Genomic DNA, 22,502 nt, shown 5'->3' on the forward strand with positions numbered 1-22,502 from the left:
GTGAACGGGGCTATCCAGGACGGCTCCGACGCCGTGATCACACCAGCCACACCAAGATCATCTCACCGTGACCAGCAGTTACGGGACAAGCCTTAGCGTGAACCCCAAACGAGCCACCGCCAGCATCGGTTGAGTCGGCTCAGGTCAGTGATTGGTTCAAAGGGGCGGATGACTGCCACGGCGTCGACGCGTCGCATTCGAGGCCGCCAGCATCGGACACTCTGAGTATGAATTCGCGACCGGCCTCAAGGTCGTCGTCGCCCTCCGGCGACCAAAGATATTTGTCTCGCTCTCGAAAGATTTGTCGCAGATCACCAAGCCGGCCAACCACGACAAGGACGCGAACGCCACCGAGGTAGTGGTCCGCCTCGCCGCTTTGAAAGTAGGTGAAGGTCAGCTGCCCCTGTTCGCGGTTGACCGGCTTGTACCAGCGCTCCACGTTCAGGGTGGCCCGCAGAAGTCCATTGCCCATTGTTTCTACGCTGACTACCGTGCCCTCGGCAATGTCCGCGGCGCACCACCCTCCAGTCCCGTCCGGCAGCGTGAGCCCCGCCCCGAGAGTGCTGTTGAGGTGGTTGTAGTACAGGTAGCCCACGCCAGCCAGCACCACAATCATCAACGCCAGGAGAGCCCCCGTGATCTTCAGCGCAGTCCGCGACCGCCGCCGGCGATTCGGTCGTGGCCTATGAGCATCGCCCCTGAAAAAGAGTTGCTCGCGCAGCAGGGCTGTATCGGTATCCGCGACTTCGGCATCACGCTTGGTACCCTCCGGCGCTGGCTTTGCTGTGACCGCAGTGAGGTCGAGACGGTCCAGGATGCGGGGATGCTGGGCTAGTTGCTGCCAGGAAGCGAACCCGCCGAGCGAGGCGTGGGCGGGCAGATACCGGACGAGGTAGGGGTTCAGTGGGGCTGCAGGGAGCCGGTCGTCAGCGTCCGCCGCGAGACGGGTGGTGATGAGGCGGTGACGGCGATCGTCGGGCGAGGAGGCGGCGAAGTGTTCAGCGAATGTGCGGTGAGCGAGCCGGTAAACGCTCTGGCCGAACTCGGTGTCAAGCATGAGGTACGGCGCTGCCGCCCGGGTCAGCGCCACGATGTCTGCGTCAGAGACTGTGACATCGTCGCTGACGGCGGTGGCGGCGCTGGCCCAGAGACCGTCACGGACCGGAAACCCGTGTCCCTGGGCGAGGGCGAGAGCCTCGAGGAGCGGTCGGTACGCCGGGGCTAGAGCGGTGAGACGGTCAACAGTGCGTGCGAACAGCTGGCGGTGGTCGCTCGCCAGTAAGGATTCCAGACCGTCCAGCGCCCCGAACAGGGCATCGCTTTGGATGATTTCGTAGACCGCGAGTCGGGCGTACAAAAATTCCCTGCCCTGGGAAGCAATGTCCGTTGCCAATCGGTCGACGTTAGCTAACGCCCCCATAAATCCGATCCTGTGTGCGGCGGCGGTCAGGCGTTGTCGCACATATCGGATGACCGCCTCGGGCTCCCGCCTTACGTTGATCACCACCGCTGCGCTGTCCGGGGCGGCGCCGAGGGCCTCGAGCAGGTTTTGGTCGTCGCGCTGCGGGACGTCGGGGCTCCTCTTCGTAGAGCGGCGGGTTCCGACGACGACGCGTACGTGGGGCAGGCTGGCGAGTCGGCGCAGGATGTGTTCTGCGGTGGCGAGCGGAAGTTGTGCCTCGTCGAGGGCGTCTGCGAGCACCGTGAATCGCCTACGCCTGCGGCGCATGCGTTCGTAGAGCCAGTTGGCCTGGACGGTGAGGGATGGGTCGGTGGGCAGGGCGCCGAGGGCGGCAGCCGTGGCGATGCGTGCGACCAGCTCCTGGGGTGTGACGCCGGTGAGGTGGAGGACGGCGTCGAAGGGCTCTTCCGGGCGGGGGGTGGTGGAGGGGAGGGGGTCGAGGTGGCCTGCGCGTTCGAGGAGGCGGCTCAGTTCTGGATGGGTGTGGATCAGAACGCGGCCGAGTAGCGCGGACTTGCCGGAGCCTGCCGCGCCCGTCACGACGAGGAGGCCACTGCGAGCCGTCCGCAGCCAGGTCAGCACCTGATGAAGTTCGTCGGCACGGCCTTCGAAATGCCAGAGCTGCTCGCCCAGTTCGACTCCGGTGGCTTTGTGGACGATGTGGCGGCGTTCGTCGTCAGTGAGGGTGGCGAGGACGGCTTCGAGCTCGGCTAGCGTGTCGAGCGGGGCGGTTAGGGCGCCCGCGAGGGCGGGAACCTTGCGGTGGAGGGCAGCGTCGGGGGCGGGGCTGTGGGGGATGACGGGGCAGCCGTGCAGGTTGCGGCCCAGCTCGCCCGCGAGTGTCCATAGGTTGATGGCGTCCTCGGCCGGGAAGTTGACCGTCAGGGCGGTGGACAGCGCCTGGCGGAACTGGCCTAGATTCGCGACACCGTCCTCCGATGTGGACACCAGCAGCACATTGCGTGGCCCGCCACTGGAGTCGCTATGGGCCTTGGCGCTCATCAGCTGGACGAAGCGGGCGGAGCGGCAGGCATCGATGACGACGATCGCCCAGCTTCCTCTCGCCTGACGGTGGGCCTGGCGTGCGGCCAGGTATTGCACGAGCGTCTCCGGCGTCATTCCGCCGGCGGTCAAGGGGCGGGGGCTGAGAGCGTGCGCGAGGAGTGCCGACTGGCCGTCGCTCTCGCCGTGGCCGACCCAGTATAGGAAGGTATTGCCGGGGTTCTGGGGCTCCGACCAGGCGCGCAGGCGTTGTTCGACTGCGTCCGCGCCCTTGTCGTGTTCGTCGTCGATGTTCCAGGTGTCGGTCTCGGCGCCGAAGGGGGCGAGGAGGTCGGCAACCCCGTCAACCTCAGCACGTGCATTGAGCTGGGCATGGTGGCGGTAGGTCCCGATGTCGACCGGAAAGTACTGCAGTAGGCGGTCGGCGTCCGCGTCTCTGGCCATGGCAAGCGCCTTATGAGTCCTCGTCCGAACCGTCCGGTCCGGAGGCCATGACGAGTTGGGTTACGGGTGCGTTGCCGCCCGTGTCGACCCGTACCCGGTACAGCCCGGGGGCGGGCAGAGTGACCCAAGCTGCGATTTCGTCATCTGTCCATCCCAAACGAGGAGTGGCGATGCGACGGTCGTCTTCGGCGTTATGCACGGTGCACGTGATGCCGACGTAGGTGTCCGCTCCCGTCACCCGCAGAGTCCAGGCCTGGCCTGCGACGATGTCCTCCGGAACGGCAAGGCCGATCTCGCCCGCGCCCATCGGCGGGCCCAGGTGCTCGACCTGCTCGGTGATCACAGCCCGAATGTGACGCAGCACAACACTGTCCTTGGCGAGGGCGCCGTGCTGCAGGGGTAGGTACGTGACGGCGGGGCCGGGGAGGGTGGCAGATTCACGGTAGACCGTGCCGTCCCCGGCCCGGTCGCGGCGTTCGGGTATGCCGTTGGTATCGCGGAGAAGAGCACCGTCGGAGTGGGTCTGAAAGGCTACGTACTGCTCGTGGACCAGGCCGTCCGTCAGACGCAGGCTCTGCATGGTCGGCTGGGCGACGCCGACGATGGGGCGGTGGCCGGGTAGGGCAGCCGGTCCTTGAGTAATGATGCGGTGCTGGGAATCCATTGCCTGTGCGGCGAGTTCCATATCGCCTCCGAGGGCGGCCACGTCCGCCGCGGTGAGACGGTGAACGTCCCGGCCGGCGTCGACGCAGCGGAAGACGGGCAGCAAGTCATGGATGCCGGGCAGTGTGGCGGCGGCTGCGGCCATCCGGTGCCGGGGCAGGGTGGGCAGCGGGTCGTGGCGGCTGCCGTTGAGGATGACGGCGGCCTTGACCGCGCCGTAGAAGGGGGTGCCGAGCGTGATGACGGCCCGGGTGTCGGGAGCGAGATCGGGGGCGTGGGCGAGGGCGGCGCGGGTGACGAGGCCGCCCATGGAATGGGCGACGAAGACAAGCCGGGCGGGACGTTCGCCGCGGCTGCCGGGGTGGGCGCGCCAAGCGGTCAGGTGACGGCGCGCGGCCTCGGCCAGCCGGGCGGCATGAACGGCGACCGGTAACCGCCAGTCGTAGGGGAAGGTGAGCACAGCCGTCTTGTCGACGGTGACCTCGTGCACGGCGGTAAGCAGGTCCCTGTATGGCTCGCAGCCCTGCAGGAACGGCGCCCAGGCAGGGACCTCCAGCAAGCCGGTTGCCGTCACCCTGCCGTAATCCCCCTCGCGCTCCCCGGAGGTGCAATGGAGGGGCAGCATGCCGTCGCGACGCTGCCAGGCCCGCGCCAGCATCCGTGGACTCAGTCCCCAGATTCGACGGCCGGTCTCGGTCTCGGTCAGTGCGCTACCCATGATCCCTGGGAGCACGATCACCGCGTCACGACTGATGTCACGCGCCGTGAGCGGCTGCGGTAGCCAGGGATGCGAGCCCATACCCGGACGGTGCGACTCCAGCGGACTGCCTAATCCCCCATACGCCATACCCGTAACCATAACCAGCCAGCACGGCTAAGGGCAGAGAAACGGCGAAGGGCGCCAGACAGACCGACGGAGGCCCATCACTCCGCCCTCTAGGCACCGCGAGCGAACTGTCTCACAGGCTTGCCTCATGCGGAGGACGCGAGATGACAGATTCGAACCTGTGTGCGACGATGACCGTGGTTTCAAAAAACACACCTCGAATGAGGTATGGTTTTTGAAACCACGGTTGTCTGGAGGGGATGTGCAGAATCTGGATCCCGAGCGGTGCGTGCAGCGACTCGCGCAGCTCGATTTCTCGACTGACCTGTTCCACAACGCGCTCGACCTCGCCGCTGCTGATATCCGCAGCTGCACCGACTTCGACGCGCCGGCCATGCGCGGCTTCATGTTCTGGAGCCGTACCAACCGGTACCTCGCCGAGGCTCTTGATCCGGACGGGTGGAAGCACACGTCGCGGGACAGCATCCTCCGGATGATCCACCCCAGCACAAGTCACGCGGTCACGGCGATCAGCGCCCAGGGAGGTGTTGGTGACCTGAACGCCCGTGTGAAGTCGAAGAACCCGAAGGGTCCAGCCATGGCTCGTCTGGTCGAGAGGAACGGTCAGTTCTCGTTCCTCACGCACGACGAGGCTCTGTACGGTCGCGAGCTCGATCAGATCCCGACCTGGTGCCTGCTCTACAAGTGGGACGAAGGAGTGATCTCCGCCGAGTTGTCGCTGCCGATCAAGATGAACGGGAAGTTCGTCGATGAGTGGCAGGAGCGCATCCCGCTCGCGCTGCCCGACCTCGGTGATCCCGGTGCGGACATCGCGCTTCTGGACGATCCGGGCGACGACAGCGGCCCGGAGGTCGTCGTGGAGCTGCTGGGGGGCTGACCGAAGAGTGAGAAGTGCGGACGTGGGAGTTGAGGAAAGTGTTCACCCCTGAGCGGTTGGTGCTTGCCCGTAAGAGGCGCCGGATGACGTTGGCTGAGCTGGCCCGTAGGTCGGGGTTCTCGGCGCAGAGCATCACTGCCTTCGAGAACCACCGCAAGACGCCGTCCCCGGAGACGCTTTCCTCCCTTGCAGCCGCTCTTCACTATCCCGTCGCATTCTTCGAGGCATCGCCTGCGTCACAGTTGCAGCTGGACGCGGTCAGCTTCCGTGCGCCGTCCAAGATGACGGCCGCAGAGCGTGACAGCGCTTTGAGTTCAGGGGCTGTAGCGATCGCGCTTAACAGCTGGCTGGCGGGGCTGTTCAAACTGCCGAAGCCGAACCTGCCCACCTACCCGCATCTTGACCCGGAGGCCGCCGCCGAGCAGGTAAGGGCCGCGTGGGGTCTCGGAGAGGCGCCACTCCCGAACACGGTTCACCTGCTGGAGGCCAACGGCGTACGCGTGTTCTCGCTCCCGTCGGACTGCCTGGACATCGACGCTTTCTCGACCATCAACGCAGGCACCCCCTATGTCTTCCTGAACACCCGCAAGACCGGGGAACGAGGACGCTTCGACGCCGCCCACGAGCTTGGCCACCTCGTGCTGCACTGCGAGCACCGCATCCCGCATGGGCGGGACTCTGAGGGTGAGGCCAACGACTTCGCATCTGCGTTCCTCATGCCACGTGCCGGCATCCTCGCCCAGAGACTTCATAACGCGTCTCTCGACCGGATACTGAGCGCCAAGCGCAAGTGGGGCGTCTCAGCTATGGCGTTGACCTATCGACTGCACAAGCTTGGGTTGCTCTCGGAGTGGCGCTACACACAGACCGTCAAGGAGCTTGCACATCGTGGGTACCGCCGCGACGAGCCTGACTCCTCCCTGGTCCGCGAAAGCAGTCAGCTGCTCGCAAAAGTGTTCGAGACGCTGCGCCAGCCACTGGATATGTCTCCGGCAGATGTCGCGGCCGAGTTGAGCATCTACCCTGAGGAACTCAACGAGTACGTCTTCGGCCTGGTACCCATTGGCGTCGATGGAGGCGGCGAGCAGTCGGCACCCGTACGGCCCGACCTGCGCTTGGTCAAGGGATAGCCGGCGCGGCTGGCCACCGCAGAGCTATGCAACGACCCGCTCTCGACTCAGCACGTGAACATCAGCACCGGCTGAGTCTTCCCGGAAAGACGTGACACATGAAGCTCCTGGGTGTGGCTGTCTCATCAGGCGCGATCTACTACGGGGCGCTCGCTGTTCCCGATGCGGCCCAGGGCATCTCCCATATCGCTGGCGCTCCTGAACGGCTACTTCCGGCAGCCGGGTTGACTGGAGCTCAGCGACTGGCTGACACGCACCAGCGGATCGCCCAGGACATACGGGTGCTACAGCCCGATGCCGTGACCGTAGTAGCTACCCGCAAGAACAACCAGTGGGTCTACCGCGATGCCTTCGAGCGCATCTCCATGATCTCGGCACTCATGCTCACCTGTGTCGAGCAGGGGATCCAGTTCGAGGAGTGGACCACGGAGCGGATCGGAAAGCTCGTCAGTACTCCCGCGCTCAAGCTGGCCTCTTTTGACCACAGGGCTGTCGGGTTCGAGCGGATCCCCACCTACTGGAATGTTGGGCGTGGACCGGCGTTTGCCGCGGCCATGGCATACGCCACTGAGACCCGCAGCATGAGTGGTGAGGGACAGGGTTCTTGAACGAGCAGCGCGAAAGGCCCCTCGTTCTGGACTACGAGTGCCTCCACAGCATGCCCAACGGCCTGCGGGAGGTTCGGGTGTGGCTGGACCCTGTGCTGGAGACGTGGCTGGTCGGCAAGCGCATCGACCTGTCCGAAGTCCAGGGCGCGGACTTGGTGGAGCCCCGAGTCATGGAAATGATCAACCACCCGAACGTGGTGCCTGTGCGTTCTGTCGCCACGATCCCCAGCTACAGGCCCCCCATGCAGGTGGTGGAGGTGTTCATGCCCTACTACGAGTTGGGCAGCATCACCGACGCGCTGCTGAGGGGCGAGCGCTTCACTGCGGCGGAGTCCCTGCGGATCATGCGAGCGGCCCTGCAAGGTCTGACGGAGATGCACGAGCGATACGGGATCCTGCATCGTGACGTAAAGAGCCCGAACCTGTTCCTCACCGGAGACGCCAACACGGTCAAGATCGGCGACCTTGGCCTTGCTGGCGCAATGAATTCCGTGGGCAAGGCGCCCGGCGTGAACGCACCACACCTGTACGCCCCGCCCGAGCTGTTGATCGGGGACGGGCTCACCCGCTCCTCTGATCTGTACTCACTCGGCGTGGTCCTTCTCGAACTGCTCAGGGGCAGATTCGACTACGACGCGTACACGACTACGGACGTCGTAGATGCCCTCCTTGCTGGTCGGCCGCCCCTGCGCCCGGAGGACTCAGCTATGCCTGCCTGGGTGTGCAAGTCACTGCGCAAGCTGGTCCAGAAAGCTATAGACCCTGATCCAGCGCGCCGCTTCCAGAGCGCCCGGGAGATGAGCGACCAGATTGCCAGGATTCGCACCGCGGATTGGCAGGAGGCCGATGGGCAGACCTGGGAAGCGCCGTTCCTCCGCCACCCAAAGACCCGCGTACGAGTTACGGCGGCGCCCTCCAAGGGAGGCGGGATCACTCTGATCACGCACCGCCGCAAGACAATGTCATGGCGTCGAATCGGACAGGACGTGACGGTGCCGAGCCTGGATCACCGTGACGCGCGTGCGGTGTTCGAGAGTGCCAATAGTCTGGCCGTGAGCTGACGGACGGCGAAGTCGACAGCCTGTCCCTCCTGTGGTGACAGGCCCTTGGTGCCCACAGTCTCCGCAAGTTCCGCCGTCTCATACTCTGCGTCGCTGCCCACGCCCACCGGCACCAAGGCACCCAGCCGGGCGAGCTCCCACATCTCCGCTCGTACCCGCCCCACGTCAGCACCGCCACGCCGAATCATCGGAGCGAGCACTGCACGCCAACCGTCTGCATTCTCGCGGGCCACGCCCTCCCAAAGCTGCTCCACAAGCACTTCGGCTGCCCACGCATGCCGCGGCACGCGACCCTCGGGCAGGCGAGAAATACAAGACACCAGCAGAGCACCTTGAGGTGAGAGCGCTTCCATAGCTAGCTCCTCCTCAATGACGGTGGCATAGCAGAGTTGACGGTCTGGAGAGAAGTCGTCCTTTCAGCGTGCCGGACAGCCCGCACACACGCAAGGCTCGCCACCATGACTTATTGCACGCTTGTTCGAATCAACGCGCCCTCCCGCTCCTGTCTTCGTGGCTCAAGGGGGTGCACCAGCCTTCGGACTGCCGCCAGCGCAAGCTGTTGGTCGTACTCCTTCACCCACTACAGGCCGGATGAGTGACGAGCCCAGCTGCTGGGCCGTCTCTGCCGAAACCCTCCACAGCGCGTTGGCCTACGACGCGGAGCGGAAGGGACACAGGCCGGCGACCAGGTATTGCGTCATGGGTCTGTCTGCGGATTGTGTCGGCGTACGCGTGAAAGTCGGGTGTACGCCGACATCCCGGAGGGCATTTTTCGCTTATCCGGCATTTTCGGCCCCTCCAGCCCCTTCAGTCCCGTGCCGGGGTGAGCCGAAGGCCGAGGCCGGCGATTCTGCCTGGTCACGGACCTGCGCTGGCCTGCCGGGCTCAGGGACGGCCGAGGGTCCGGGTCATCCAGCCAGCCTCCCGCCACTGGTTCGGTGTCGAGGGTGCCGCGAGCGTCGATGACCTTGCACTGGTGGGGCCGGTGGCGAGCCGCTTGGGGTCGATGCTCGAATCCGCCGCCTGAGTCCCGTCGGTCCCCTCACTCGCCTGCGATGGGCCAGGGCTCGGCGAGGGGAAGCTGGCCGGTCATAGCGGCGTCGCTGTCGGCGTTGAGGATGGCCTCGGCGATGTGCTTTCGCAGGATCGGGTCGCTGATGGTGTCGAGGTCGCGCCAGGCGGCGTCGGAGACCTCTTCGGCCTGGAGTTCGCCGATGTCGGCGGTGGTGTGGAAGAGGAACCGGAAGTCGAAGTGCAGGTGGGCGGGTTCGTCCTTGGCGGGGTTGGCGGCGATGGGGTGGGCGTCGATGTGGAGCGGGGTCTCGCTGTGCGGGGTGACGACGTGGGGCGGGATGCCGGTCTCTTCGGTGAGCTCGCGGCCGGCGGCCTGAAGGAGGGTGTTGTCGGCCGGTTCGAGGTGGCCGCCGGGCAGGAGCCACTTGCCGATGGCGTTGTGGTGGATGTGCAGGATGCGGCCGTCCGGGCGGATGAGGATGGCGCCGGCGGTGACGTGCCCGGGTGAGGCCTTGCGGCTGGTCAGGTCGGCGTCGTCGTCGAGGAGGTTGCCGATGACGTCGAGTTCGGGCTTGGCCTCGGGGTGCCGGTCGAGGTAGGCGCCCAGGGTGGTGCGGATGTGGTCTGCCGTGATGGTCATGGTGATCACCTGTTGAAGTAGTTGAGCCAGGTCGCCGCGATAGCGGCGCGGTCGGCCGCGGGGACCTCGTGGATGCCGGGGGCGAGGTCCCCGCGGGTGAGCATCCTGATCGCGGCGAGGATCTCGGCCTGGACCAGGAAGATGAACGGCCCAACGCTGGCGCCGTGGATGAAGTTGACGGCGTTGCCGCCATTCGCCAGATAGAAGTAATGGCCGGTGGTCTGGTAGCGGGTGACGTGGTCGCCGACGGTAGTGCGGGTGTAGACGTCCGGGAGCCCGTTCAGCTCCAGCTCGTCCTCGCTGCTGGTGACGGTCGCGACGTAGGCGCCGTTGCGGAGGTGGGCGAAGTCCTCGCCCCGCAGGGAGATCGAGCCGGTCGCGCAGAGAACCAGGCCGGCGCCGGTCAGCGCGGACTCGCGGTCGCGGGCGACGGTGAAGCCCTGGGAGAGGGCCTGGGTGCGGCGGACAGCGTCGATGTCGAAGACGGTGACCTGGACTCCCTTGGCGTGCAGGAGGCGGGCGATGGAGGAGCCGAGCTTGCCGAAGCCGATCACGAGAGCGGGGCGGCCGTGGAGGATGTCGCCGCGTCCGCGCATGACTGCCTCGGTGGAGAACACGACGGACTGGCCGACGAGGAAGTCCTCGGGGTCCTTCAGCGGCGAGCGGGCGACGGAGATGACGGGGCAGGACAGCTTGTCGAGGTCCTCGTAGCGGCGGTGGCCGTTCTCGGTGTCCTCGATCACCCCGGCGAGCCGGCCCGTGAAGCGGCTGTGTACCTCCTCGAGGGTGGGGGCGAAGTAGCCCCCGACGTCCAGCAGGGTGAGGGCCTCGCCGCCGGCCCGGGATTCGAGGTAGTCCAGGGCGGTGTCGGCGTCGGTGAACAGCTCGCGGGTCAGGGCGTCGACCGGGACGGTGTGCTCGACCTCGCGCTGGGCGGCTGCGGTGATGGACTTGGGCTTGGGCAGCACCGCCTTCAGCGTGGTCATCGAGGCGACCGCTCGGACGAAGGCGGGCCGCTCGGGCAGCAGGTGCGTGACCAAGAACGATGCGGTCGGCTCGTCCGGGGTGAACTGGGCGGCGATCTTGGCGAAGTAGGCGTCCAGCCGTGCGCGTTCGTGGGTTTCCATGGCAGTGACCTCTCGTTGCGAGATGGGGGCCTTGCATGGGGGCTGGGTGGTTCAGGCGGTGCGGGAGGTTCGGGCGAATCCGAACAGCAGCCGGTCGGCGGCCAGGGCGGCTTCGAGGTAGGCGTCAACGCGGACGGCGTCGGCCCACTGGGCGAGCGGGTCGAGGCCGACGATCAGGGCGGCTCGGCCGCTGTCCTGGACCAGGCGGGTCCACTGGGGGTGGGCAGGCAGTCTCAGGCCCCAGCGGGCGCCGGGGAACTTCAGCAGGGACCGGGAGCCGATGGTCACGAGGGTTCCCTGAGTGTCGGGGACGGCATCCTGGGCCTGGGCGAGGCCGCCGAGGATCTCGGCGAGGTGCCGCATCCGGCCCTCGATCGCCTCGGGGGTGTCGTGGCTGGTCCGGCCGAGCGGGTGGGCGAGGAGAATGTGGGCGACCTGCTGGCCGTCGGGGGCGGTGCCGGGCCAGGTCCAGGCGCCGAGCGAGGACAGCAACCCGGTGTCCGGGCTGGGGAGGGCCGCAACATTGCGGGTCAGCATGCTCGCGCCAGTCCGCTCGGCTGGCCCGCCTTGAACAGTGTCCAGACGATCTTGCCTCGGGGTTTGCGTTCCTCGACGCCCCAGCTGTCGGCGAGCTCGGCGACGATCTGCAGGCCGCGGCCTGCTGTGTCGGTCTCGGCCGGGTGCGCGATCGCGGGCTGGCGGCGGTGGCGGGGACGGCTGTCGTGTACTTCCAGGCGTACGAAGTCGCCTTCGGCGTCCAGCCTCACCAGGAAGCCGTGTCCGGGCTGGCTCGCGTGGATCAGGGCGTTCGAGGCCAGCTCGGAGACGCAGAGCCGGATGTCCTCGGTGGGGTCGTGCAGGCCCCAGGAGGTCAGGGTCGTGACGGCGAAGTCTCGGGCGAGGCCGACCGACTCGGGCCGCGGGTCGAAGAACTTCTGCTTCGCATCAGGCATCGGGGCCTCACGTATCGGTGTCCAGAGCGGGGGCGGGACCGGGACTGCGGCGGCGGACACGTGCAGGGGCCGCCCGGGCGGGCCCCGCCCCGGCCGGATGGCCGTCGCGGGGGCCGCGGACCAGCAGCAGCCGGGCCCCAGCGGAGGTGATTCGCGCCTGCCGTGGGGCGGCTATCGCCTTGGGGCCCAGGTGCGATGCGGCGGGCAGGACGACGCCGTAGGTGTCCGGCAGTTCCAGGACATCCAGCAGACCGGTGAACGCCGCCGACCTCTCCGTGTTCGCCATGCGTTCGGTGAAGACCCCGGACAGAGCGAGCTCGTGCCGGCGGCAGTACTCGGCCAGGGCGGCGTGCAGGGCCTCGTGCCGGGCGGCGGAGACCCGCACCAGCCGCAGGAAGCCATAGACGACCGGGCCGCGAACGCCGCGATGCTCGGTGAGGGGTTCCATCTTCGTGACCATCCAAGAAGTCCGGTAACTGGTGTCACTGGCCAGCCTGAACCTGCCCCAGCCCAGGGGAAATGACTCTCTGTTGTACTTCTGTTGCACTTGTGTCCCCCCACCCGCCCGGGCCGTGCTTCGATGACGGCGGGAAGGGAGCGACGTGTGGCGACCGTGCACCACTGGACCGGCCTGGAGGCCAAGGCACTCCGGCTTGCGCTGCGGCTGAGCGTCCGCGCGTTCGCCGATCACCTCGGCGTCGGCGTGCGGACCGTCTCCAAGTGGGAGAAGCTCCTCGCCGGCACCGAACCCCGCCCAGATACCCAGGCGATCCTCGACACCGCCCTGGCCCGCGCGGACGCCGCCGTCCATCTCCGGTTCGAGACGTTCCTGTCCGAGGCCGGGCGAACCTCCGGCCCCGGCGGTGGCCGCAGGGTCACCGCCAGCGGGCCGCTTACCTGGGAATACGAGACGTGGACCGACGACCTGGACCGGGCCGGGGTAGCCCTGGCCCGGCAGGACTTCACCTTCGCCGAGAGCCTCATCGGCCGCTGGACCACCCGGTTCAAGCCGGTCAGCCTCGATGACAAGGGCCTGTATCTGTTCGCCCGCTCAACCGCCCTCCTCGGCGATCTCCAGCGTGACCAGGGTGCCGTGATCGGCCCGCTGTCGGCCCAGCACTCCTATTCGGCCGCCAGGTCCCTGTTCACCCAGTTAGACATCCCCCGCCGCGTCGCCCAACTCGACCTGTCCCTGGCCGTGGTCACGGAGATGTCCGGGAAGCTGGAGATCGCCGCCCACCAGTACGAACACCTCGCCGTCGACGACCGGCTCTCCCGCCGCGACCGCGCAAGAGCCCGGCTGTGGGTGGGGACCGCCCTGAGCAAGGACGGCCAGCACGACTATGCGACCCGGGTCATGACGGCGGCGACCAGAGAATTCGAAGACCTCTCCGAACCCGAGGACTGGTCGGTGGCCCACCAGAAGATCGCCCTCGCCCACCGAGGGGCCGGTGACCTGGCCTCGGCCCTGCACTTCATCTCCATTGCCCGCAGCACCGCCTCCACGGACGCGCCGATGCAGCGGGTCCGCCTGGAAACCGCCCACGGGCACGTCCTCCTGACCGATCCCGCGACCCGCGATGATGGCCTTCACGTCCTCGACGAAGCCGCGAGACTGGCCGGGCAATTCGGCCTGAGCCACCAGCTCGCCAGCATCGAGAACATCAAGGCCATGAGCGAGGGGCCCACCGGGCCCCGCCGACGGTGACCAGGAGAAGATCGCGTGAGTGACAACCAGCAGACGATCACCGAGAACCAGTGGCGCAAGGCCAGACTGATCTGGGACTACCACCAGATGGGGCACGACCTGAAGCCTGCCGACGTCGCGATCGGCCTGGGCAGCCACGACCTCGGCGTCGCCGCGGCCTCCGCCGACCTCTATCACTCCGGGCTCTTCCCGACCCTGGTGTTCACCGGCGGCAACAGCCCCACCACCCGGGCCCGCTTCCCCCGTGGTGAGGCCGTCCACTTCCGCGAGCACGCCCTCGAACTCGGCGTCCCCGACGAAGCGATCCTCGTGGAGCCGAACGCCGCCAACACCGGGCAGAACATCACGCTCTCCCGCGACCTGCTGGCCGCTGCCGGCATCGTCCCGAAGACGGTGCTGCTGGTCTCCAAGCCCTATATGGAAAGGCGGTCCTTCGCCACCGCCCGCAAGCTGTGGCCCGAGGTCGAGATCCTCTGTGCCTCGGAGCCGCTGGAGCTGGATGACTACCTCAAGAGCATCGGCGACGAGAAGCTCGTCCTGGACATGCTCGTCGGCGACCTCCAGCGGGTGATCGAGTATCCGAAGAACGGGTTCGCCATCGCCCAGGACGTCCCGGAGGACGTGCATGCCGCATACGAGTCCCTCATCCGCGACGGCTTCACCAGCCGCCTCATCTCCTGACCTGCCCGCCGCAGGCGGGCTGTGTGCGATCCACCAGCCGAACCTGTTCCCCCGGCTGACGACGCTGGCCAAGCTGTTCGCGGCGGACACCTGGATCATCCTCGACGACGTGCAGTTCACCCGCCGCGACTACCAGCACCGCACCCGCCTGGCCGCCCTGTCGGACCCGGACCGGAGGCAGTGGCTATCTATCCCCACCCGCCTGCCCCAAGGCCGCCAGACCACCCTCCAGGCCGCCCTGATAGTCGATCCTGCCTATGCCCGCCGGCGGACATCGGCGATGCTGCGGCAGGCGTATGGAGCCAGCCCGCACTGGTCCGCCCTCGCCCAAGCCCTGGAGCCGGTGGAGGCCGCATTCAGCAGCGGCCGGACCGCGACCGTCGCCGAGACCTCCACCCGGATCCTGCTGGACCTGCTCGGCTGGAGAGGGCAGATCCTCCGCAGCGGCCAGCTGCCTGCCAGGCCGGGACGGTCCCAGCGGCTCGCGGACCTGGCGGCCGCGGCCAGCACCGGCCGGTATCTGTGCGGGACCGGCGGCATGAGATACCTGAATGAGGCTCCGTTCGCGGCCCAGGCGATCACCGTCGTCCCGTTCCGGCCGCCGACGACCAGTATCTGGTCCTCCGGCCGCCAGGTCAGTGCCCTGTGGGCCCTGGCGACGCTCGGCCCCGCCTCCCTGACCGAACGGCTCTGGGCCGTCACCGTCGCCCACAACATGGGACTTGCAGGTAAGCGGGCTTTTCCGGCAGATAGGTGGAAGGGCACGGCATCCGGGTGAACCCTGCTCGGGCTGTGCACGCGGCTTCGTTCGCGCGAGATGACACTCGCCAGCAGGGCTCATTGATCATTACGGCGAATGCTTTCGCTCGGGCCCGGCCGCCGCAATTCCCGCGGCTGGTAGAGAGTCCCGAGCCGGAGGTGGACCGCCCGTGGCGGCGAACGGAAACCCCACCGTCAGGAGGCGCCGGCTGGGCGCCGAACTGCGCCGGCTCCGCCAGGCCAGCGGCCTGACGAGTACGCAGGTGGCCGAACACCTGTTGATCTCCCAGCCCAAGATCAGTCACTTGGAGAACGGCCGCCGCGCCATCAAGCCCCGTGATGTCCGGGACCTGTGCGGCCTCTACGGGGTCACAGACCCGCAGGTCGTCGACTCGTTGATGCGGATGGCCACGGAAGCGGACCGGCAGGGCTGGTGGGTGGCCTGTGGGGAAGTCCCGTATGCCGTCTACATCGGCCTGGAGACGGCAGCCACCTCGATCCGCACCTACGAGCCTCTGGTGATCCCGGGCCTGCTGCAGACGCCCGCCTATGCCCGGGCCATCATTGCGGAAACGATCCCTCTGGCCACAGCTGAACAGATCGCCACGCGTCTCGAGGTCCGGCTGCGTCGTCAACACCGGGCCCACCACCCGGCCCGGCCTTTCCGCTTATGGGTCGTGCTGGACGAATCGGCCTTGCGCCGCGTGGTCGGCAGCCCGGCGATCATGCGCGAACAGCTCGAGTATCTGAACCACCTCAGTACCCAGCCGCACACCACCGTGCAGGTCCTCCCGCACGACGTGGGGGCCCACCCGGGCGTCTCGGGACAGTTCTCCATCCTCGGCTTCGCGGACACTCCCGGGTCAGGGACGGTGTATCTGGAACGGTTCACCAGCGACCTCTACCTGGAGAATCGATCCGACCTGCGGCACTACAGCGTCATGCACGACCACCTTCAGGCCCAGGCCCTGAACCCGGTCAGCACCCGCCAGTTCATCAACCGTGCTGCCGAGAAGCACCTGATGGAAGCCGCCGCCTGAGCACGTATCCGCGTACTTCCCCACCTCCTCGAGGGGGGAAGTACCACCGAACGTGCCCAGCCGCGTACGACTTCGTCATGCACCACCACGTACGGATCTATGTGCTCAGCCGTCTGTTCGAGCGTGGTCAGGCTCCGCAGCGGGAGCCGGGATGGAGGCCAGACGCCGGCTGTTGCCGAGCTTCTTCTTCAGGGCGAGGTTCTCGTGGTAGAGGTTCGCGGTGACCGCCGCGAGCGCGTCGAGCTTGCCGTTCACTTCGGTGACCTGGGCCTTCGCCTCCCGCAGCTGTTTGCGGAGATCGGCGATCGTCTCATCCCGCTGCACTTCGCCAGGGGTGCGAAGAACCGGCCGGGCGACCTTGGCATCCCACTCAGCCAGGACCTCCTCGGCCCGGTGGACGGACGCATGGCTGACCCTCGCCTCCCGGGCCAGATTCTCCTTGGTCAGGGCCCCGTCGGTATGCAGGGGCTCTCCGGCCAGCAGCCGGCCCATGGCCTCCCGCAGCTTGGTCTCGGTCGCGGCGGATACCGGCATCAGACGGCTCCTCCTTGCTCTCTCAGTGCGCGGGTGATGCGCTCGACGGAATCCAGACGGATCAGGACGGCTTCTCGGCGGGGCGGTGCCATGCGGGGCTCTTTGGCCATGGCCTTCAAGTCGTCTTCCTCGGCGATCCAGATCGGCGCGTGCGCGCGGGTGATCACCGAGTTTCTGCAGCGGGCGGGCTCGCAGGCGCCGATCAGCGGGGCCCGGCCGCGCTGATCGGCGGGCAGTTCGTTCTGGCACTCGGCCTGCGGGGCGTCGAACATGCAGTGGTTGATCGTGCCGAAGTGCAGTTCAGGGAACTCGGAGGCCAACAAGGCGGCTTCGACACGCTCGTCCGCGATCTGGGCCCGCAACTGGGGGTCTTCGTCCATCTTCTCGATGACCTTGTCCAGCCCTGCGTGCAGCCGGGCAGCGCCGGGGCCGACCGCGACACTCTCGCCATTTCGGCGGGCTTTGAGAAGTTCGACCAAGCGCAACGACGCCGCATGTTCGAGCTGGCGGTCGAACTCCTTGGCCCACTTGGTGTCCATCTGTCCGTATGCCTGGGTGGTGCGGTTGGCCAGAGCCCTGCGGGCGGCGTGCTTGAGCTGAAGCCCCAGGGCGATCTCGGAGTCCGGCTCCCGGCTGGTGATGACCGACATGGTCCGGCGGAACATATGCGAGCGCACGTATCCGTCCGGGATCTTCTCAAGCCCCAGACGGCCGTGGGAGGCGTTGATCCGCTCGATGAAGAAGTCGATCTCACCGGCGGCTTCGATACCCCGTCCCCTCGTCCCGCGGGCTGCGTCAAGCGGGACGAACAAGTGTGTGGGGTGCCAGGACAGCCGCTCGGCAACAGCGATGGCCTCGGCAACTGGCTCGATGATCCACCAGAGCAGTTCCGGGCGAGTCGGATCCTTCTTGGTTTTGCGCGATGCCACGGCTGGCGAGCCGAAGTGGGTAGTCAGGGAGCTTCGTTCAATCTCCTGAACTTCAGAGTCACGCATCATGCTCATCGCCCCGATGAAGACGTAGCAGGCTGCGCGGACCATCCGCAGTTCGTCTTGCAGATCGCTCTGACTGATCTCCGTGCGCCAAGGCCGGCTGCCGCCATCGGCAAGGACAACCGTGGCAGCCCCCGGGCAGGCCATGACCCGCGACTGCCATCCGGCTCTGTTCCCAGTGCTGTCCAGAGCGATGACCTGCCCAGCAGCCACCGCGTTCTCGATCAATTCCACCCGTGCCCGGCTAGTGGTCGCGCGTCGGTCCACCTTCGTTCCGCGCGCCTTGCCCCAGACGAGCCGGGTGAGCATGGAGACGATGGGCGTCCCGGCCTTGCCGTATCGGTCATCCGCGGCACGGATCGGGACCTTGTTGCCCGGATCGGCCAGCCAGTTTCTCAGGGTGTCGTCAAGATCGCGCGCCGAGAGCCGCTGCCCCTTGTCCTTGGGCTGGTAGGCGGGGGCACCCATGTGGCTGCCGGCCTTCGCGCCATACACAGCCTCGACCCGTCCTTGCGCGACCACCTTCAGGACGGCCGCCCGCCGGGCCCCGACGCGTGCAGGCAGGAAACCCCTCCGGAGGGCGAACAGGTGCATGTTCGCCCCGCCCGTGATCATCTTGCTCAAGGTGAGCCACATCGGAGAGCCTTCCGGGGCTCCCCTCCACTCCCGGGCATGGACCGGGACGCGATTCTCGGGCTCTGCCAGCCACCTTTTCACCTGGTCGTCCAGATCATCCGCGCTGACCGACGGCTGCCTGTGCACGATGGGAGGCTGAGGCAGCTGCGCGAGCTCGCGCTCGAAAGCGTCCCTCCAGTCGAGGACGTCTGGCGCGAAGGTGTGAATGTATGACCAGGCGGCCCTCTGCAGGGGCCACCAGGTTTCTGGCGCGATGGTCTCAGTGGACAGCCCGTCCGAGTCGCTCACCGAGCCCAGGCACGCCTCAACGGCCCTTTTCGCTATATGGACGGCAGGCTCGTCCCCCCACGGATCCTCGAACGGGGTCGTGTCCGTGACGACCGCGGCGACCGACTGCAGCTTCCGGATTGCGTTGATGTAGGTGGCAACCGTGCGCCATCCCAGTTCCGCGGCCTGGCTCTCGATGAACGACTGCCACTCCTGCGGATCCCACCCGCCCAGATCCTGCCCGAGGCCCTGCTTCCTGCCCCACCGCCAAATGACCTGCAGTTTCCGGCACGTCGCGATCACGGTGCCGAAGGCCGCCGGCTCGGCCAGCAAGAACACGCCCATCCGCCGCAGAACCGGATGGGTGGGGTTGAGCAGGGAGAACGCCACTTCCCTCAGCAGCAGATTGAGCCGCCAGTCACGCGCCGGCAGGTTGATCTTCCAGGCCCCGCGGGCCCGGTTGGCGGGTCTGTCGATGCAGTCCCCCGCCCAAAAGTGCAGATCACCGAACACGGGCGAGATGCTGCCCTCGAGGACCTGATGCGAGTGCCCGAAGACCGGCTCGTCGTCCCGGAAACTGGCCGAAGGCTGCGGGGTGTATGCCGGGCGAGCCATCATCGGTCGAACTCCGTCCGTTGTCCCAGTGGCAGGTCGAGCCGCAGGCCGAGCTCCGCGATCTCCGCTCTCGCTGACGGAATCCGGTCTGCGTACTCGCTGAAGACCGCTTCCAGCGCCGCGGCCTGGCGCCCCCAGACGGCCTGCCACGTCGGCGGCGGCAACGCGGCCCGCAGCCGTTCGATGCGATCGGCAAGCATCAGCAGCCGAGGAAACTGCGAGGTGAAGATCACGGCGTTGCGGCAGAGCATGCACATCGCCGGCGCGACATGGCAGAGCTTGTTGCCCGGAGTGTGAGGCGAGTCGTAGGGGTCGCGGCAGTTCACCAGGCCCATGTCGAGTTCGCCCGCTCGCATTGCCTTCGCCTGCCCGACGCTCAGCCCGAGGTCGGCAGCGACCTCTGGTTCCTCCAAGCGGGCCTCTGCTTCCTCCTCGACGAGCACGGGGGCTTGCGTCGTCCGCTGGAAGACCCACTCCTGGGACCTGTTGATCGCCTGTCCCGCCAGGATGTGTGCGGTGGTCCCATGTGCGTAGTGGTTGCGATAGACCTCGACGTGGTGGTCATCGCCGGCAAGGTCTGAGACGGTCCCGCCCAGGGCAACCGCCCGGACGACCTTCGACGTCTTGCGCAGCCGTTTGACTTCGTGCGGCTCGGAAATCTCCAGGGGCCTTCCGTCCGCGTCTCGCTGCACGGCGATCCAGTGGGTGAACCGGCAGTTCCGACGGCTGAACCTGGCGAGTTGCGCCTCCAGGTGACCTCCCTCGTGCTGACGTTCGACGGCCAGGAACAGCCATGGATCCGGGGCGAAGACCTCACGGGCCCGTGCCGTGACCGCCAGCAACCGGCGTATGAGACCGACCGTGTCCCAGGCACCACCGGCGGTGTAGAACAGTTCCTCGGTGTCGTCGGTCGTTGACGCTTCCGGGTGCAGGTCAGCGCGAATGCGGGACGCTCGCATCTTGCGCTGGACGAGCCGAAGCCCGCCATCAGTGAACTCGAGGTCCGGCAGCTGCAGGTCATGGAGTTCTTCTGCCGTGGTATCGGTCATGGAGAGCAGGAGCAGGACGCGAAACGCCTGGAGATCCAGTACGTCCGGGAAGAGCAGCCGGCTCAGGGACCGCCCCAGGACTCGGAAGCCGGACTTTTGTGCCTTGGGGTCTTCCGGTGGCGGAGGCAGCAGGTCGTGCACCGCCTGTGGCCAGTAGACAGCGTTCTTGGGCAGGTTGTTTCTCAGCGTCTCCGTACTCAGCATCCCCTTGTGGGCTGCCCAGACGAGGTTGGGAACCTCGCGCCACCCGCCAATGCGGGGATCTGTGCCCGCGGCCAGCAACGCGCTGCCCATCTCCAGCCGGGCTTCCGTCGCCCTCACCGCCGCGCGGGCAGCGTCGCGCAGGGCCACCCGCTCGGCGTTCGAGAACTCGTCCAGCGGCTGTGCGGGCGGAGGGCGAAATGCCGCCGGAGCCTGTGCCCGCAGCCGGAGGTTCTCCGGGACTCCTGGATCGGTAGCGGCTCGCTGCCCAATCAGAGCCAGCAACGAGCGTGCCTTGTTGTAGGGCTGCTTCGACTGGAGCCCGTGCTTCTGCCGAAGGAACCCCTCCCACTCGTAGAGGACTTCCACGAGGTCGACGGCGTGTCCGTCCAGCCGTGCCTGGGCCGGGTCTTGGCCGAGCTCCGTCAGGTGCCGGTCAGTGAACTCGGCGAAGCTCCGCGCCGCGCCGGCATAGGTGTCCCCGCCACCGGCCAGCGAGGTAACCCTGGTGATCTTCAGCCATTCATCCGCCAGTTGGGCGGCCAGCACGCTGCATCGGTAGGCCGCCGGATCAAGGCTATGGACCTTCGTCCGGCCTCGGTATTCCTCTCGAAACACCCGGATCCCGACGCGGCCCGGCTCCGGCGCCGAGGCTGGAACGGGTGCATTGGAGCGGGTGCGGGGCTTGCGCTCTCCTCGCCGGGCCATCAGCCAGCCTCCCGGTCCACCAGCACCGACGCATAGTCCGCGTAGGTCTTGTCCTGGTCGTTCCACTCCTCGATGGCCTTGTTGACCAGGGCATTCGTGTCCCGGATGTAGCGCAGATACCGCATCGTGGATTTCGGATCCCGGTGTCCCAGCAATCCCTGCAGGATCAGCAGAGGGTTCCTGGAAATATGGTCTGCCAGGAATGCGCCGTGGCCGCCCTCGCGCAGCCGCTCGGCCTCCTCCCGCACCACCAGCTGCGTCAGCATCTGCAGCATGTAGATCGCGAAGGTGTGCCTGGTGTCGTGGATCTTAAGCTGCTCGGGCATGACCACATCACACGCGTGCTCTTTCGAGATCTGCAGCGTCCGCTGATGGGCCTCGTCGAAGATCTGATCCCACCGCTGCTTGGTCGGCATCCGCCCGCCCCGGCCGACGAACAGTGCCATCGGCTCCAGGCCCCGGTCGCCCTCGAAGACTGCCCGGCGCCGGATCTCCGCCGGTATCGCCTCGATGCGGAAGGTGCGACGGCGGCCGTTGAGGTTCCCGGTCAGCTTCCTGCGGCGCAGGTTGATGTCCGAGACGACGAACAGCTCCTCCCGCCGCCTGGACAGAGCCTTGGCGGCTGCCCGGACCATCGCGGCTCGCTCCGTGCGCCGATACATGTCCAGCTCGCGCAGCGTCGCGTCCTGGACCGCGACCACGCGCGGCAACCCGAACTTCGCGATCGCCTGCAACGGCACCTCGGCCGGTGAACCGTCCCGCCGCGGCGCCGGCACCTCAATGTCCAAGAGGCAGCTGAACTCCCGCAACCGCATGCCGGTCGTGATCGCCAGCTCCCCAGCAGCACTGTTGCGCAGAGGTGACTGGCCTCGAAACCCGCGGTCAACACGGTCATCCGGCAGCAGGCCGCGCAGCCCGACCTGCTTGAGGAAGCGCCACTGCCGAAAGGTCAGATGCCGCACGTTCAGCTCGCTCGTCGCACCCCAGGACAGCACGTCCCGGCCGTTGCTGCGGCGGTGATACGGCCGCTCGTCCACCAGCTTCGCGTGGACCGCCCAGTCGTAGAAGTTGTTGATCGTCGCCCGGCGGCGTTTCCAGGTCGCCGGCATGTCCGGCGACTCCCGCAGCTCGGTGCAGTCCTCGCGGTAGGCCAGCAGATCGTCCTCGGTGGCAGACAGCAGATCTGTTGGCGGGTCCAGCTCTTCGAGGAAGTCCACCAGGTCCATGACGTCGTAGGCGTAGTCCTGCATCGTCTTCGCCTTCACCGTCTTCGACAGCTCCAGGAAGAAGCTGGACAACGGCTCCACCGGCCGCATGTCCGGGCCCAGGAAGAACGGCGTGCCCTCCTTCACTGCCCCCGGACGCTGTACGTACGCCGCGGCATCAAGCGGAACCCCCGGAGGCGCCTCGTAGTAGCGGCGCACCTTCTCGTGGGACACAAAGAAGTAGTCCAACTGTCCCTCCCCTGAGACATGTAGAGATCA

The 22,502-nt window shown here is 67.2% G+C and carries 19 protein-coding genes; 8 read left to right on the top strand and 11 right to left on the bottom strand.

Features of this window, described 5'->3' with window-relative positions:
• Positions 1–139 precede the first annotated feature (139 nt).
• Both ACFWTC_RS14285 and ACFWTC_RS14290 read right to left on the bottom strand, forming a co-directional pair.
• On the bottom strand, positions 140–2,908 hold the full coding sequence (locus tag ACFWTC_RS14285) for a hypothetical protein (protein ID WP_384027588.1): 2,769 nt from the start codon (positions 2,906–2,908) through the stop codon (positions 140–142).
• 10 nt (positions 2,909–2,918) lie between these two features.
• Positions 2,919–4,370, bottom strand: coding sequence for a hypothetical protein (locus ACFWTC_RS14290; protein WP_384027586.1), 1,452 nt, complete (start codon positions 4,368–4,370; stop codon positions 2,919–2,921).
• Positions 4,371–4,578: 208 nt separating this feature from the next.
• Here ACFWTC_RS14290 and ACFWTC_RS14295 point away from each other — a divergent pair, with 208 nt between their 5' ends.
• From ACFWTC_RS14295 to ACFWTC_RS14310, 4 genes are all read left to right on the top strand, one after another.
• On the top strand, positions 4,579–5,295 hold the full coding sequence (locus tag ACFWTC_RS14295; protein WP_384027585.1) for a hypothetical protein: 717 nt from the start codon (positions 4,579–4,581) through the stop codon (positions 5,293–5,295).
• A gap of 59 nt (positions 5,296–5,354) precedes the next feature.
• A complete protein-coding gene (locus tag ACFWTC_RS14300) occupies positions 5,355–6,425 on the top strand; it encodes a helix-turn-helix domain-containing protein (RefSeq protein WP_384074210.1) in 1,071 nt (356 codons plus the stop codon).
• Positions 6,426–6,523: 98 nt separating this feature from the next.
• Positions 6,524–7,033 carry a hypothetical protein gene (locus ACFWTC_RS14305; protein ID WP_384027581.1) on the top strand — a complete coding sequence of 170 codons (510 nt, stop codon included), beginning with the start codon at positions 6,524–6,526 and terminating at the stop codon, positions 7,031–7,033.
• Positions 7,030–8,094 (top strand): serine/threonine-protein kinase, encoded by a 1,065-nt coding sequence (locus ACFWTC_RS14310; protein ID WP_384027579.1) that lies wholly within the window; start codon positions 7,030–7,032, stop codon positions 8,092–8,094. Before ACFWTC_RS14305 ends, ACFWTC_RS14310 begins: the two co-directional genes overlap by 4 nt.
• Before the next feature lie 1,042 nt (positions 8,095–9,136).
• On the opposite strand, the gene ACFWTC_RS14315 is transcribed toward ACFWTC_RS14310, so the two are convergent.
• The 5 genes from ACFWTC_RS14315 to ACFWTC_RS14335 are packed head-to-tail and all read right to left on the bottom strand — an operon-like array spanning position 9,137 to position 12,288.
• On the bottom strand, positions 9,137–9,748 hold the full coding sequence (locus ACFWTC_RS14315; RefSeq protein ID WP_384027577.1) for an NUDIX hydrolase: 612 nt from the start codon (positions 9,746–9,748) through the stop codon (positions 9,137–9,139).
• 5 nt (positions 9,749–9,753) lie between these two features.
• Positions 9,754–10,875 carry an NAD(P)-binding domain-containing protein gene (locus ACFWTC_RS14320; protein ID WP_384027575.1) on the bottom strand — a complete coding sequence of 374 codons (1,122 nt, stop codon included), beginning with the start codon at positions 10,873–10,875 and terminating at the stop codon, positions 9,754–9,756.
• Positions 10,876–10,926: 51 nt separating this feature from the next.
• Positions 10,927–11,412 carry a DUF5949 family protein gene (locus ACFWTC_RS14325; RefSeq protein ID WP_384027573.1) on the bottom strand — a complete coding sequence of 162 codons (486 nt, stop codon included), beginning with the start codon at positions 11,410–11,412 and terminating at the stop codon, positions 10,927–10,929.
• On the bottom strand, positions 11,406–11,828 hold the full coding sequence (locus ACFWTC_RS14330; RefSeq protein ID WP_384027571.1) for an ATP-binding protein: 423 nt from the start codon (positions 11,826–11,828) through the stop codon (positions 11,406–11,408). Before ACFWTC_RS14330 ends, ACFWTC_RS14325 begins: the two co-directional genes overlap by 7 nt.
• A 7-nt stretch (positions 11,829–11,835) precedes the next feature.
• On the bottom strand, positions 11,836–12,288 hold the full coding sequence (locus ACFWTC_RS14335) for a hypothetical protein (protein WP_384027569.1): 453 nt from the start codon (positions 12,286–12,288) through the stop codon (positions 11,836–11,838).
• Positions 12,289–12,432: 144 nt separating this feature from the next.
• Between ACFWTC_RS14335 and ACFWTC_RS14340 the strand changes: the two genes are divergently transcribed.
• From ACFWTC_RS14340 to ACFWTC_RS14355, 4 genes are all read left to right on the top strand, one after another.
• Positions 12,433–13,536 carry a helix-turn-helix domain-containing protein gene (locus ACFWTC_RS14340; RefSeq protein ID WP_384027567.1) on the top strand — a complete coding sequence of 368 codons (1,104 nt, stop codon included), beginning with the start codon at positions 12,433–12,435 and terminating at the stop codon, positions 13,534–13,536.
• A 15-nt stretch (positions 13,537–13,551) separates the two neighbouring features.
• A complete protein-coding gene (locus ACFWTC_RS14345; protein WP_384027566.1) occupies positions 13,552–14,217 on the top strand; it encodes a YdcF family protein in 666 nt (221 codons plus the stop codon).
• Entirely contained in the window at positions 14,162–14,995 is an 834-nt protein-coding gene (locus ACFWTC_RS14350) for a WbqC family protein (protein ID WP_384027564.1), read from the top strand. The genes ACFWTC_RS14345 and ACFWTC_RS14350 overlap by 56 nt, the downstream gene beginning before the upstream one ends.
• A 151-nt stretch (positions 14,996–15,146) precedes the next feature.
• Positions 15,147–16,016 carry a helix-turn-helix domain-containing protein gene (locus ACFWTC_RS14355; RefSeq protein WP_384027562.1) on the top strand — a complete coding sequence of 290 codons (870 nt, stop codon included), beginning with the start codon at positions 15,147–15,149 and terminating at the stop codon, positions 16,014–16,016.
• Positions 16,017–16,121: 105 nt separating this feature from the next.
• Here the strand turns inward: ACFWTC_RS14355 and ACFWTC_RS14360 are convergent, their stop codons facing one another.
• The 4 genes from ACFWTC_RS14360 to ACFWTC_RS14375 all read right to left on the bottom strand — a co-directional run bounded on the left by ACFWTC_RS14360 (position 16,122) and on the right by ACFWTC_RS14375 (position 22,472).
• On the bottom strand, positions 16,122–16,550 hold the full coding sequence (locus ACFWTC_RS14360) for a hypothetical protein (RefSeq protein WP_384027560.1): 429 nt from the start codon (positions 16,548–16,550) through the stop codon (positions 16,122–16,124).
• Complete coding sequence (locus ACFWTC_RS14365; RefSeq protein WP_384074205.1) at positions 16,550–19,063, bottom strand: hypothetical protein; 2,514 nt, start codon at positions 19,061–19,063, stop codon at positions 16,550–16,552. The genes ACFWTC_RS14360 and ACFWTC_RS14365 overlap by 1 nt, the downstream gene beginning before the upstream one ends.
• On the bottom strand, positions 19,060–20,859 hold the full coding sequence (locus ACFWTC_RS14370) for a hypothetical protein (RefSeq protein WP_384027556.1): 1,800 nt from the start codon (positions 20,857–20,859) through the stop codon (positions 19,060–19,062). Before ACFWTC_RS14370 ends, ACFWTC_RS14365 begins: the two co-directional genes overlap by 4 nt.
• Before the next feature lie 158 nt (positions 20,860–21,017).
• The gene (locus ACFWTC_RS14375) at positions 21,018–22,472 is read right to left on the bottom strand and encodes a site-specific integrase (RefSeq protein WP_384027554.1); all 1,455 of its coding nucleotides are present in this window, start codon (positions 22,470–22,472) and stop codon (positions 21,018–21,020) included.
• Positions 22,473–22,502 lie beyond the last annotated feature (30 nt).

The organism is Streptomyces sp. NPDC058619 (genome assembly GCF_042717785.1).
Lineage (GTDB): Bacteria > Actinomycetota > Actinomycetes > Streptomycetales > Streptomycetaceae > Streptomyces.